Origin of the sequence: Komagataeibacter rhaeticus (genome assembly GCF_003207855.1) — a bacterium.
Classification (GTDB): domain Bacteria; phylum Pseudomonadota; class Alphaproteobacteria; order Acetobacterales; family Acetobacteraceae; genus Komagataeibacter; species Komagataeibacter rhaeticus.
Genome location: NZ_NKTZ01000037.1, coordinates 1 through 12,109 on the forward strand (window position 1 = coordinate 1; position 12,109 = coordinate 12,109).

12 protein-coding genes and 1 pseudogene are annotated in these 12,109 nt (G+C 59.8%); 8 read left to right on the forward strand and 5 right to left on the reverse strand.

Annotation, left to right across the window (positions count from 1 at the left end):
• Positions 1-83: 83 nt before the first annotated feature.
• Positions 84-815 (forward strand): GSCFA domain-containing protein, encoded by a 732-nt coding sequence (locus CFR78_RS15245; RefSeq protein WP_110581331.1) that lies wholly within the window; start codon positions 84-86, stop codon positions 813-815.
• A gap of 808 nt (positions 816-1,623) precedes the next feature.
• Here CFR78_RS15245 and arfB read toward each other — a convergent pair.
• Positions 1,624-2,031: an alternative ribosome rescue aminoacyl-tRNA hydrolase ArfB gene (gene arfB, locus CFR78_RS15255; RefSeq protein WP_034928830.1), complete on the reverse strand. Its 408-nt coding sequence runs from the start codon at positions 2,029-2,031 to the stop codon at positions 1,624-1,626.
• A 127-nt stretch (positions 2,032-2,158) separates the two neighbouring features.
• Between arfB and CFR78_RS15260 the strand changes: the two genes are divergently transcribed.
• From CFR78_RS15260 to CFR78_RS15265, 3 genes are read left to right on the forward strand one after another with little or no spacing between them, the layout of a single operon-like run.
• The gene (locus tag CFR78_RS15260; RefSeq protein WP_240471341.1) at positions 2,159-2,449 is read left to right on the forward strand and encodes a hypothetical protein; all 291 of its coding nucleotides are present in this window, start codon (positions 2,159-2,161) and stop codon (positions 2,447-2,449) included.
• Positions 2,450-2,470: 21 nt separating this feature from the next.
• Positions 2,471-2,626 (forward strand): hypothetical protein, encoded by a 156-nt coding sequence (locus tag CFR78_RS16405; protein ID WP_007398894.1) that lies wholly within the window; start codon positions 2,471-2,473, stop codon positions 2,624-2,626.
• A 27-nt stretch (positions 2,627-2,653) separates the two neighbouring features.
• Entirely contained in the window at positions 2,654-2,929 is a 276-nt protein-coding gene (locus tag CFR78_RS15265; protein WP_007398895.1) for a hypothetical protein, read from the forward strand.
• Here the strand turns inward: CFR78_RS15265 and CFR78_RS15270 are convergent.
• From CFR78_RS15270 to CFR78_RS15280, 3 genes are read right to left on the reverse strand one after another with little or no spacing between them, the layout of a single operon-like run.
• On the reverse strand, positions 2,903-3,850 hold the full coding sequence (locus CFR78_RS15270; protein WP_034928833.1) for a hypothetical protein: 948 nt from the start codon (positions 3,848-3,850) through the stop codon (positions 2,903-2,905). The genes CFR78_RS15265 and CFR78_RS15270 overlap by 27 nt on opposite strands.
• Positions 3,851-3,895: 45 nt before the next feature.
• Positions 3,896-4,699 (reverse strand): glycosyltransferase family 2 protein, encoded by an 804-nt coding sequence (locus tag CFR78_RS15275; RefSeq protein ID WP_034928836.1) that lies wholly within the window; start codon positions 4,697-4,699, stop codon positions 3,896-3,898.
• Positions 4,696-6,264 (reverse strand): CgeB family protein, encoded by a 1,569-nt coding sequence (locus CFR78_RS15280; protein WP_034928839.1) that lies wholly within the window; start codon positions 6,262-6,264, stop codon positions 4,696-4,698. The genes CFR78_RS15275 and CFR78_RS15280 overlap by 4 nt, the downstream gene beginning before the upstream one ends.
• A 706-nt stretch (positions 6,265-6,970) precedes the next feature.
• On the opposite strand from CFR78_RS15280, the gene CFR78_RS15290 reads away from it, so the two are divergent.
• The 3 genes from CFR78_RS15290 (at position 6,971) to pstS (ending at position 10,457) form a co-directional block, all read left to right on the forward strand.
• Positions 6,971-7,570, forward strand: a complete 600-nt coding sequence (locus CFR78_RS15290) for a hypothetical protein (RefSeq protein ID WP_240601513.1) — start codon at positions 6,971-6,973, stop codon at positions 7,568-7,570.
• Between the two features lie 73 nt (positions 7,571-7,643).
• The gene (locus CFR78_RS15295; protein WP_051672033.1) at positions 7,644-9,101 is read left to right on the forward strand and encodes a mannose-1-phosphate guanylyltransferase/mannose-6-phosphate isomerase; all 1,458 of its coding nucleotides are present in this window, start codon (positions 7,644-7,646) and stop codon (positions 9,099-9,101) included.
• A gap of 363 nt (positions 9,102-9,464) precedes the next feature.
• On the forward strand, positions 9,465-10,457 hold the full coding sequence (gene pstS / locus CFR78_RS15300) for a phosphate ABC transporter substrate-binding protein PstS (RefSeq protein ID WP_034928845.1): 993 nt from the start codon (positions 9,465-9,467) through the stop codon (positions 10,455-10,457).
• A 201-nt stretch (positions 10,458-10,658) separates the two neighbouring features.
• Here the strand turns inward: pstS and CFR78_RS15305 are convergent, their stop codons facing one another.
• Entirely contained in the window at positions 10,659-11,276 is a 618-nt protein-coding gene (locus tag CFR78_RS15305) for an ATP-grasp domain-containing protein (RefSeq protein WP_258366193.1), read from the reverse strand.
• A gap of 83 nt (positions 11,277-11,359) precedes the next feature.
• On the opposite strand from CFR78_RS15305, the pseudogene CFR78_RS15310 reads away from it, so the two are divergent.
• Positions 11,360-12,109, forward strand: a pseudogene (locus CFR78_RS15310) (IS3 family transposase); the annotation flags it as partial.

Here is a 12,109-nt window from a genome sequence, read left to right on the forward strand (position 1 = left end):
CGACGCCATCTGGTCCGGGGTTAACCCCGGACCAGATGGCCAACAGCAACGCCGTCAGAAGGGCGGCATAACAACAACCGGGTATAGCTTATCAAGCCCGCAAAACTGTCCGAACGGACGGGACCACCTCTGTTGACCCTTGGCGCCAGCAGGTTGAGCCAGACGGATTCGTCTCTCCGGAAGACGTTATGGCAGCGCGTTCCGAACATTTGAAGTATGTCAAAAATGCTTTTGAAAACTGTGATATTTTCGTTTTCACTCTTGGTCTGACGGAAGCATGGGTTTCCCAAGTTGACGGTACGGTCTTCCCGTTGGCTCCAGGTGTCGTTGCCGGCGAATTTGACAAAGAAAAATTCAAGTTTATCAATTTCAATGTTGACCAGACGGCTAAAGAAATGAGCGAGTTTCTAACTAAGCTGAAAAAAGTTAATGAAAATGTTAAATGTGTTTTGACCGTATCCCCAGTTCCCCTTATTGCAACCTATGAAAACCAGCATGTACTAACGGCAAATACCTACAGCAAGTCGGTTTTACGGGTCGTAGGGGAAATGATGACCCAACGCTTTGACTGGGTCGATTATTTTCCTTCATATGAAATTATTACAGGTGGTTACTCTGCTGGCATGTATTATGAACAGGACTTTCGGGAGATAAACCCGATTGGTGTTTCTCATGCTATGCGCTGTTTTTTCAGGCATTATATAGAAAATCCTGATGAGAATACAGGCAATGATTTTGTTTTTGAACCGGGAGAAAATGGTAATAAAAGCGCTGTAATTTGTGATGAAGCTGTAATGGAAGCTGCACGGAAATAATAGAAAATTGAAAATGCTGCTTTTTTTAAGCAGCCCCTACGGCATGTTTAAACCTTAAATAGTCTGCTGTAGCAGCGATGAAGATGACGGAGAGGAAGGATGCGGCTGTCTTCTTATATCGGGTCGCGATAAACTGCCATTCCTTGGGCTCTGTCCACAGATTTTGACCACATGCCGGTGCCTGTATACTCATTTGGGACAGGCGACTGCAGGGCCTTTGTGCCGTTGTAGAATGACTGGACGAGATCCGCAGTTCCAGATACTCTCACGAAACGATGCATACCCATGATCGCAGACGACATGGATCGGTGGGTGTGGCAGGTCATCAGGCACGGGCACACGGCAGTTCGTGCGTCTATCCGGGTGACAGCGTGTAGACACGCCCTACCATGCCCATCCGCAGTTACGCAGACCCTTTGGTGCCAAAGCCAAGTTTCTCACAATCCCTGTGGTGTCTCCTGTATCTCCCTTTTTGACAGCCCCGGCCGGCTTGTGATGGGGGTGGATTGTCGCCCCATTGAAAAAAATCATGCCGAGGGCCTGATCGCGGTCTTTAGGCTTTTTCATTCATATTATACGAAATTAAAATTAAATTTATCAATTATTATAAATACCGCGATGGTAGACGTGTATACCATATGTTTATCAATCGGTCCCGCTGCTAGCGTGCTCTCCATATGCAACCATATCAAAAGGTGTGGCAACTGTTACCTGTATGGCATGATATAGCTGCCTGACGCCCTGCGCGGCACAGGGAGCATGGCCGTTGGCGTTGCCATGATCTACTGTCGGCGTCGGCCATGCGCCCTCAGTCCGTAAAGCGGCCGCTGCGTCCCTGCTTGATGCGGCTGCGGTGCTGCTTGTTGTCCAGCCGCCTGCGGCGCTGGCTACGTGACGGGCGGGTGGGTACGCGATGGGCCTGCACCGTGCTGGCTTCCCCGATCATTTCATGCAGGCGGTTGATGGCATCCTCGCGGTTGCGGGTCTGGCTGCGGAAGCGGCGCGCGGTCAGCACGATCACGCCATCGCCCGTCATCCGGCTGCCCGCCACCGCAACCAGCCTGTGCTTGGTGCGTGGTGGCAGGGAGGGGGAATTGCGCACGTCAAAGCGCAACTGGGCCGCCGTTGCCACCTTGTTGACGTTCTGCCCCCCCGGGCCGGAGGCCAGGATATAGGTCACATGTAATTCATCATCGGGAATGACGGGCGGCGACATGGCGGTTTACGGTCCTGGGATGGGGGAGATATGGCGCAGGCTCATGGCCCGCCCTGCGTGGGCAGCATTGCTGTGCTGGTGGTTTGCCATCACCATGTATGCCACATGATGACAGGAATGGAGTAGCATGCTCATGACCGAACAGGCGATAACCGACCAGTTGAGCAAGGCGCTTGCACAGGCGGCGGGTGATGCGGCGCAGGCCAAGGTCATGCCTGTCGTGAAGATGATCGCGGCCCAGCAGCTTGTGGTCATGGATCTCATGCAGATGCTGGTGGAGGCAAAGGTGCTGCATGCCGACGAGATCGCGGCCCGCATGCGTCACCACATGGAGCATACCGACCCCAGGGACATGGCGGCGCGCACGCTGTTCGAGCAGGTGCGGACCCGCTTTGCCGCCACGGCCCGAACCGCCTGATAGTGTAAGGAATGTATGCAGATGGCTGATCATCCTCCTGCCCTTCGGGCTGAAATCGCCGCACTCAGGACGGAACTTGCGCGTGTGCGCGACGAACTGACGGTCGCCCGCAAGACCATACAGGACCTGAACCTCAAGCTGCGGCGTGAACAGGCCCGTACGCCCACCACGCGCTAGGGGCCATATGACAGGAAATACACGATCATGACAGAAGAACGTGACGCCACCGGCCGCGCCGTGGTCTATCCCACCGTAAGCTGCGGGGCGGAAGCGGTGCAGGATTCCATTGTGGTCATGGACCTGTTCATGGCCACTGCACCCGAACATATGCCAAAGGGTGACAGGCGGGTCGTGACCGTGCTGCCGCCGGAGCTTGCCCTCAACCTTGCCCGGCAGCTGACCGCAGCCGCCGGGAAGGTGCAGGCCGCCCGTGCTGCAAAGGCTGCCCCCGCATCACCCGACAGCCGCCGCCCGGCATAGGCGCATGGCGCCGTAACGCAGGTTGAGCGCCACCTGCCCGCCCTGCACGGTGGGCACGGGCATGGTGTTGTCCAGTGCCGCGCGCATGGCCTTCTGCGAGGCCATGTGTACGATGCCGACAGGCGCGTGGGGAAAGAATAGGTTGGCCAGCTGGCCCGTAGCCTCATCCAGCAGCCAGGGGCCAAGGTAGTTGTGGCTGTTGTCCAGGAATGTGACCGGCAGCCCGTCAATATAGACCGCCAGCGCCATGCAGAGCTGGTCCTGCGTGAAGGCCATGTTGCGCCGGGGCAGGATCAGTGCCTGCCAGCGCCGCAGGACAGGCCAGATCGGCGCCTGGCGGTGCAGGCAGAACACGCCAGCATTGAGCAGGGGCTTCGCGCCAATGCGCCTGCGTATGGAAAAGGGCAGGCGCGCACGGGCCGCGTTCTTGTACAGAAACGAACGAATCTGCATCCAGCCGGGGCAGATCCAGCGCACGCCCAGCAGGTCGGCCCGCTTGGCCCCGATTTCGGGCACGATGGCCAGTGTGCCGCTGCGTGCCGCGGCAAACAGGCGTTCGACCGCCATGCCGTCCTGCACCCATGTATCGGCGTCCAGCCACAGGATCAGGTCGAATTCCGGCAGCATCCGGTCCAGCCACAGCTTGGATATGTTGATGCCCAGGCTGGGGCGGCGGCGTAGCGCGCGCCGGGGTGCGTAATCGGGAATAAAAGGGGGCAGGACCCGTATGCCCTGCGCGTGCAGCGTGGCGCGCTGGTCTGGTGTCATGCCGCAGTCGATCACCCCGATGGGGGTGGGCCTGTACGCGCGGATGGAGGCGACCAGTTCTGCCACCAGTACGAAATATGTGCTGTCGCAACCGGTCACGATGATCCGGTGGTCCGTGCATGTCTGTGTGGCAGGGGAAGCGGGTGTTGTCATGCTCCCATCATAGGGGCAGGGGGCGCTGGCGGAAATATGTCCCGGTCATGCTTTCACCACCTGTGTGGCCATGCGGGCGCGGGCGGTCAGTTCGGGGTGGCGGAAGGCCATGATGGCACGCAGGCTTTCATGTGCGGCCCAGGCATCGTTCGTGGTGCGGGAATCGCCATGCACGCGGTAGCGGCACAGGATTTCGGGCACGTAGCCCGCTTCCAGCCCATGATCCATGAATTTCAGCCAGAAATCGTAATCTTCCCATCCTGCGTCAATATGGCTGTAGCCATCCACATCCATCCAGGCCTGCCGGCGGACCAGCGCCATGACATCCACATAGTTCTCGCGCGCCATCTGCATCGGGTCCCATATGTCGGCCAGGCCAAGGCGCTGCTCGCGGCCGAAGAACTCGATCTGGCTGTACGTGGCGTCAAACCCGCCATCCCGCGCGGCTTCGTGCAGGCGGGCAAGGGCGCGGGGATAGATGGTGTTGTCCGCATCCATTACGAATACGAACGTGCCCATGGCATGCCCGAAGGCCGTGTTGCGCGCGGCGGAGGGACCCAGGTTGCGCGCATGCACGATCAGGCTGGCGCGCCAGAACCGCTTCTGGTTGGCTTCCATCCAGGCGGTGATCAGGTCAACCGACCCGTCCTTCGTGGAATGGTCGTCCACCACCACCAGGTCCAGGGCCGTATGGGTCTGGGCGGCAATGGAGTCCAGTGCATCGATGATGTAGCAGCCGTAATTGTAGTTGGTCAGGCATATGCTGATCAGGTCGGCCGGCTTCTTGCGGCGGCTTTTGAACGTGCGGGCGGACTGGCCGGTGGCCATCCATGGGGCGTTGAGGCTCATGCTTCCGGCGTGCTCCATACATACGAGATGAATCCACGGATCCGCGCGCAGCGGGCGCGGTTTCCGGCGGGGGTGCCGATCAGCTGCCATGTGGCCGTGCGGATTTCTTCCGCCCGCGCCTGGCCATCGGGGGTGTGCAGCAGCCATTCGATCAGGTTGGGGATGTGGCGGCCGGTTTCCTCCAGGAAATGGATACCGGGACGGAACACCGGGTGCGGCAGGCAGGGTTCGGATACCACCACGCTGCCATTGGCCATCGCGCCCTTGACGATGCGGTGCCATTCAAAAAAACCGTATTCATCGCGGTGGATGTTCAGCGCGATGCGCGAATGCCCCGCTACATGGGCGGCAAGGCGGGAGAGCAGCCTGTCGCGCGGGCTGCTGTCGATCGGTGTGGTGAATTTGCGGTAGTAGAAGTAATTGCGGTACTGCGCGAGGAAACCGGCATTGCGGGCAAAGAACTTCTCGCGGTGGGCGGAACTGCCGCCAAAAAAACTGATGTCCAGTGGCCGCCGGGCAAAGGGGATAAGCGGGTCGGGCCGCTTGCGGCAGGCAGGCGGCAGGACGCGCACCATGGGGTGGGTCATGTCCTCCTTGAGCAGGTAGCCGCGCGTGGTGTCGATATTGGGCGTGAAATGGATGGCGGGCATCCCGGCCTGATGGAAGCTCCGGGCCATCTGGTGGCAGATGTCGATCACACCGGCGGACATGAGCAGGAAGGGGATGCCGCGCTCGAACCACAGGGTCTGTGGCTGCTCGGTATTGAACATGATGGCATCCTGGATGATGCTGCCCGTGGCCCAGACCTGCCCGCGCCCGATATGGAAGAATTCATGCGGGGCAACGAAGATGCACAGGTCGGGGCGCTGGTCGGGATCGGTGTTTTCATCCAGCAGGACACAGTTCAGCCCCGCTTCCGTCAGGGTGCGGTGCAGGTCGGCCGCGATTTCATGAATGAAGACATTGCCACCTGAATTATAGAAAATGCCGATACTGTCAGGCACCGGCCCATCGGGCAGCGTCTGGGTGGCATGATCTGGCTCGGTGCCGATACACAGCGTGCCCAGTGTTTCGGACACGCGCAGGGCCTTGAACAGGCGCCGCCCCTCCGGCACGCCATACAGCAGTGCATGTTCGGCAAGGTCGGTCGTATCACGCGCCACGTCGCGGTTCAGGTCGTGATAGTCCCCGGCTTCAAAGAAGGGCAGCTGCTCAAGTGTCCTGACCCCAAGGCTGAGGTCCTCCAGCCGGAAGCGTGTCAGCAGCCCGTGATGGGCGATATGGCAGCCATTATGGGTCTGCAGGAAGTGGATGAACGGGTTGCGGCTGTCCAGCCCGGCATCAGGGTGCTGCGCCACGTACAGGGCGGGGCGGAAATTGCGGTTGGGCCGCCGCCCTTCACGGAAGCCGTATTTGACATAATGCACCAGCGGCTCATAGCCCGACCCGGCTATGTCCTGATTGGTGGCAAGGTAGAATTCCGTGTCGAACTGGCCGGATTCCCGGATGATCTTGATATCCTGTTGTTCCGTAGGGGTCAGTGTCAGGAGCAGGTCCGCGGACAATGTCTTTACCTTGGCTGGGGCTTGGCACGGAGCGGACCGATGCTTCGATGGACCGCACTGCTTTCCGGCTAAGGCAGATCAATTAATAATTGATTATTCCAGCCGTTTATTTCCGACCGGGAATTCGCGGCTTTGTGCGGGATACCGGGCATATGCTGTACCGGATCATCATAAATTTCCGTCCGGGATGGCGCGGTCTGTCCCCTGACATCCTGTCGCACGGCGGCCCGGCATTGCCGCCCGCCCGTCCATGGGCCGGAATAATGATATTATCAATCATGATGCATATAATGTTTATGCCAAAAGGTGCCCCCGCACTGCTGCGCGCATCCGTAGCCATGCCTTCGGGGGCGGAATGCCGGATGGCGGATACCCGCACGCGGCAGGGCTTCATTTCTGCCGGCCGGTCAGGCGGCGGCAGGCGGACTGCCCATGTGTGCCTGAAGCAGCGCCTTGGCCCCGGTCACGGATGGGTGGCCTGGGGGGGCATGCATGGCGGAAATGTGGTGTCTCTGTTAGGGTGGAGCTCCGGAACGGGTTTCGCGCAGGGGGAGGAGCACGCCCCGCTGGCCTGGAGCCTTTCCATCATGGATGAAGAGGGCGCGTGGCAGACGGCGCGCGGATTGGGAGGCGTCGCATGTATCCGGTCCATATTTACGGGCATACGGATGTACCAGGCTTTATCAGGCGGCATCGCTGGGCCTGCATGGCGCTGCCGGTGCTGCTGGCCCTGCTGGGCAGCATTGCGGGGTACCTGAGCTGGAACAACCACAGTGATGCCCGATTTGCCCGCCATAATGTGCTTATGAAGCATTCGCAGGAAGAAGCGGCCTATGCCCGCCAGCTTGCCGAATATGACGCGACGATCATACAGAACCGTCGTGTCTTTCTGGATATCACGCGCGCGGATTTCGCGCGTGTCGCGCCACCCGCGCAGATGGCATGGCTGGTCAGGGAATACCAGAAATTCGATATCAGTCGCGTGAAACTGTATGACGGGCATGAGACACGTCCCTATGTGCCCGCCCCCTGTCCCGGTCCCTTGTGCTTCATCCCCATCTTCGTGGAGGAACTGCACGATGACCCCGTCCGTAACCTGAAATATGTCCAGGTTGGCGCGCTGGAGGACACCTCGCGCACGCTGATCATCGATTCCGAACAGTTCTGGCGGCTGCGCAAGCTGGTCATCCGTGTCGATGCCATCCTGTTCGCCGCCTATCACCAGCAGATCAGTGATTACGAGAAGACGATGCAGCTTCGCGCCTCGCTCGACGTCTTGCGGCAGGCCACGCAGAAGCTACATTAGCGCGACAGAATGGAAAAACAGGTTCATTCATGCCGCTTCACGTAGATGGCGGTTTTTTTTCCAAGGAGTTACGATGGGCACTTCCATGACGCATACAACGCAGCAGCCGGGGCAGATTCCTGTGGTTCCGGTTATCCTGTCGGGTGGAAGTGGCAGCCGGCTGTGGCCTGTCTCGCGCAGTTCCTATCCCAAGCAGTTCTGGCCACTGGTCACGAAGCATACGATGGTGCAGGAAACCGCCCTGCGCAGCCACGGACCGGGCTTCAGCGCCCCGATCGTGGTGTGCAACAACGAGCACCGCTTCATCATGGCCGAGCAGCTGAAGGAAGTGGGGATCACGCAGGCGCGCATCCTGCTTGAGCCGGTGGGGCGCAATTCGGCACCCGCCATCGCCGCGGCGGCCCTGCTTGCGGCCGAAACCGATCCCGATGCGGTCTTGTGGGTCATGGCGGCCGATGCCGCGATGCAGAAGCCCGAGAATATCGCCCCCGCCCTGGCCATTGCGGCCCAGGTCGCGCGCGCGGGCCGCATCGTGACCTTCGGCATGACGCCAACCAAGGCGGAAACCGGCTATGGCTATATTGAAAAGGGCGCGGCGCTGGATGGGTACGCGGGTGCCTTTTCCGTTGCCAAATTTGTTGAAAAGCCGGATGCCGAAAATGCCACGCGCATGTTCGAATCGGGCCGGTTCCTGTGGAATTCGGGCATGTTCGTCTTTACCGCCCGCACCATGCTGGCCGAGATGGAAAAGTTTGAACCCGCCATCATCGCCGCCGTGACGCAGGCCGTGCGCGAGCGGCGTTCCGACATTGATTTCGAACGGCTGGACGAAGCGGCCTTCGATGCCTGCCCCGATATCTCGATTGACTATGCCGTGGCGGAACGGACCACGCTCATGACCGTCATTCCCGGTGATTTCGGCTGGTCCGATGTGGGCAGCTGGGATGCGTTGTGGGAACTCAGCCCCAAGGACAGCGCGGGCAATGTCAGCATTGGCGATGTGTTCATGCATAATACATCGGGCAGCTACGTGCGCAGCGACGGCGTCCTGACCGCCGTGACCGGGGTGGAGGACCTGCTGGTCGTGGTCAATGATGACGCGGTCCTGGTTACGCACCGCCAGCATGCGCAGGATGTAAAGGCCATTGTCTCCCTGCTCAAGAAGGCCGGGCGCAAGGAAGCGGCAAGCCACACACGGTGCTATCGTCCGTGGGGCTTTTACGAGAGCCTGATCGAGGGCAGCCGCTTCCAGGTCAAGCGCATCGTGGTGGACCCGGGCGGAAAGCTGTCACTGCAGAAGCATTACCATCGCGCCGAGCACTGGGTTGTGGTGGAAGGCACGGCACAGGTCACCCGCAATGAGGAGAAGATCCTTGTGCGTGAGAACGAGAGTGTCTACCTGCCGCTTGGTGCCCTGCACCGGCTGGAAAATCCCGGCCGTATTCCCCTGACCCTGATCGAAGTCCAGTCCGGTCCCTATCTGGGGGAAGATGACATCGTGCGTGTGGAAGACATCTACAGCCGTGCCTGACCCGACGGCAGGGGCGTGTTATCGGGGCGTGGTGTGACACACCGCGCCCTTTTTTATTGGGCGCGTTGCAAAACAACGGATTGGTAAAAAAGATAAAAGGACCCGGGTGCCGCCTTTTTTTACAAAGGCAGTGTCTGCGCGGTTTTTGGGAAAAGGCGTCGCTGGAAACGCCTTTGGGATTTATCCGGCGCAGGCATCCGGACAGGGTCGGGAAGAATTCATATTTCCTTCATAAAACTGTCATGGACTTATCATTTTATTTTACACGGTCATTTTTTTATTGTCTGGCCTGTCGGCTTCACGGCCAGACGCGTCTGTATTTTCATGTCGGAGAACATGAGTATTATGTACTTTCCTGCTCGAATGCTTACATGTGCCCTGTTGGCAACCGCCCTGCCGGTCATGGCGCATGCTGCTGATATCACGGGTGCCGGTTCCAGCTTTGCCGCGCCCATTTATGGAGCCTGGGGGGCAGACGGTCGGAGTGCGGCTGGCGTTAACCTGAATTATCAGACCGTGGGTTCCAGCGCGGGCCAGAACCAGATCCTGGCCGGTACGGTTGATTTTGGTGCATCCGATGTGCCGATGGAGCGCCAGAAGCTGGAATCGGCGCATCTGTTCCAGTTTCCCACTGTCATGGGCGGGATCGTGCCCGTCATCAATCTGCCCGGCATTGCCGCCAACCAGATCCAGCTTGATGGTCCCACGCTTGCCGCCATCTACCGGGGTGAGATCGATCAGTGGAACAACCCCCGCATCGCGGCCCTCAACCCCGGCCTGAAGCTGCCCGATACCGCGATTGCCACCGTGCATCGTGCCGATGGGTCGGGCACGACGGCGGTTTTCACCGGCTATCTGGCCCATGTCTCGCCTGAATGGCGCGAAGGGCAGGGTGCGGGGGCTTCCATCGCATGGCCCGGTGGCATTGGCGCGCGTGGCAATGATGGCGTGGCGGCTTCCGTGCGCAATACCGAAGGCGCGATCGGTTATGTTGAATATGCCTTTGCCGCCAACGCGCATATGATTACCGTCAAGCTGAAGAACCATAGCGGTGCCTTTGTGGCCCCCAACATGGACAGCTTCAACAGCGCCGCCGCGGCAGCGGACTGGAAGGATGCGTCCCATTTCGCGGTTGACCTGCTGGATACCGCCGGTGCGGGTGCGTGGCCGATCATGTCCCCCACCTATGTGCTGGTTCCCGTGCCGACGGGCAAGACCGCCCATGGCGCGGATGTGCGCAGGTTCTTTGGCTATGCGCTTAAAAGCGGTGATGCCGCAGCCTATCGCCTTGATTACGTGCCGGTGCCCGCCAGCGTGAAGGCCGATATCCTGCAGCAGTGGGATAGCGCGAAATAATCCATTGCCCCGCGTAAGGGCATGACAGGGCCGCCCGGCTTTCCGGGCGGCTTTTTTAAGAGCATATTTTTGAAACAATGCTTTGAAAAAATAAAAGTTTCTGGGTGTCGCCTTTTTTCAAAAAGGCGACGTTCCTTGAAGCTTCTTGAAAAAAGCTTCCCCAAAAACTTCCCTATGATTGCAGGGTAATTCCGGCCCCTTTTATATATGGCTGGTCCGTAACGCCGCCATGGGCGAACTGTCCGTCATCATGCCGCCCTGCAGCAGGGTGGACAGCTTGCCCAGGGCTTCGCCCCGGTCCACCGATTTGCCATAGGGCATGTTGGGTCGCAGCCGTTCCTCCAGCCGGGCCACGGAACCACGGCGGGGCCAGGGGCGGCGCAGCAGTTCCTCCACCAGTTCGGGGTAGCGCCAGGGAATGTCGATCCATGCGCCCGCATTGTGCAGGCTGGCGGCATCGGCGCGCAGGATCTGCGGGAACAGGGCAATTACGCTGCGCTCGCCCACTTCCTGGCCCGGATGGGGGCGTGTGGCCAGGGCGCTTCCCTGCACATGTTGCAGCAGGCGGCGGATCAGGGTCGTGCCGCCATGGCACAGATGGCCGATCTGGGTCAGGCGCGGGTTCATTTCTATGAAATGATAGGTGCCGGTGCGCGCGCAGCGGACAAAATCCAGCCCGAAGAAGCCCGACAGGTTCAGCGCAGCACAGGTCACCCGTGCCGCGCGCTCCATATCGGCGGAGCGGGTGATCTCGACCACCGTCGCCGCCCCCGTCCGGCCCTGGTAGGACACGACATCCACCCCCAGCGTGCCAATCACTTCCCCCTTCCAGCAGGAGAAGTGGTCCCCATTTTTCGGACAGGGCGATAAGCTATAATCCGATCTGAGAGAGAACGGGTTTTATGGGCAAGGTTACGCGCAAGAGGTATGCGGCGGAGTTCAAATCACGGGTTGCCCTGGAAGCGATCCGTGGGGAACTGACGCTGGCGGAACTGGCTTCGAAACATGGGGTGCATCAGACGATGATCGCCCAGTGGAAACGGCAGGCGATCGAGGGGATGGCGGCGACCTTCTCCGGGAAGACGGTGGCGGAGCCCCCGGTCAGCCCTGCTGATGTGGAGAAACTGCACGCGAAGATAGGCGAGCTTCTCGTGGAACGGGATTTTTTACGCGATGCCTCTGCTCGGTTGGGCGTGATCAGAGGCGGCAGATGATTGACCCGAAGCGAGCGCGTCTGCCGATAATCCGGCAATGCACGCTGCTGCAACTCAACCGGTCGGGCGTCTACTATCGGCCTGTGCCACAGAGCGAGGCCAATCTGGAGCTGATGCGGCTGATCGACGCCCAGTTCCTGGAAACGCCCTATTATGGCTCACGGCAGATGACATGGCATCTGCGCCGCCTGGGACATGAAGTGGGCCGCAAGCGGGTCCGGCGGCTCATGGCGATCATGGGCCTTCGGGCGATCTACCAGAAGCCGCGCACGACCGTGCCCCATCCGGAGCATCGGAAATATCCATATCTGCTACGGGATCTGGTCATCAATCGGCCTAACCAGGTCTGGTGTTCCGATATCACATATATTCCCATGAAACGGGGATTTCTCTATCTCGTGGCGATCATGGACTGGTTCACGCGCAAGGTCCTGTCCT

Coding starts and splice junctions, on each gene's coding strand:
- CFR78_RS15270 (WP_034928833.1), bottom strand. CDS start 3,850: ATGACAACACCCGCTTCCCCTGCCACACAGACATGCACGGACCACCGG.
- CFR78_RS15295 (WP_051672033.1), top strand. CDS start 7,644: ATGGGCACTTCCATGACGCATACAACGCAGCAGCCGGGGCAGATTCCT.
- pstS (WP_034928845.1), top strand. CDS start 9,465: ATGCTTACATGTGCCCTGTTGGCAACCGCCCTGCCGGTCATGGCGCAT.
- CFR78_RS15275 (WP_034928836.1), bottom strand. CDS start 4,699: ATGAGCCTCAACGCCCCATGGATGGCCACCGGCCAGTCCGCCCGCACG.
- CFR78_RS16405 (WP_007398894.1), top strand. CDS start 2,471: ATGGCTGATCATCCTCCTGCCCTTCGGGCTGAAATCGCCGCACTCAGG.
- arfB (WP_034928830.1), bottom strand. CDS start 2,031: ATGTCGCCGCCCGTCATTCCCGATGATGAATTACATGTGACCTATATC.
- CFR78_RS15290 (WP_240601513.1), top strand. CDS start 6,971: ATGGCGCTGCCGGTGCTGCTGGCCCTGCTGGGCAGCATTGCGGGGTAC.
- CFR78_RS15265 (WP_007398895.1), top strand. CDS start 2,654: ATGACAGAAGAACGTGACGCCACCGGCCGCGCCGTGGTCTATCCCACC.
- CFR78_RS15260 (WP_240471341.1), top strand. CDS start 2,159: ATGCTCATGACCGAACAGGCGATAACCGACCAGTTGAGCAAGGCGCTT.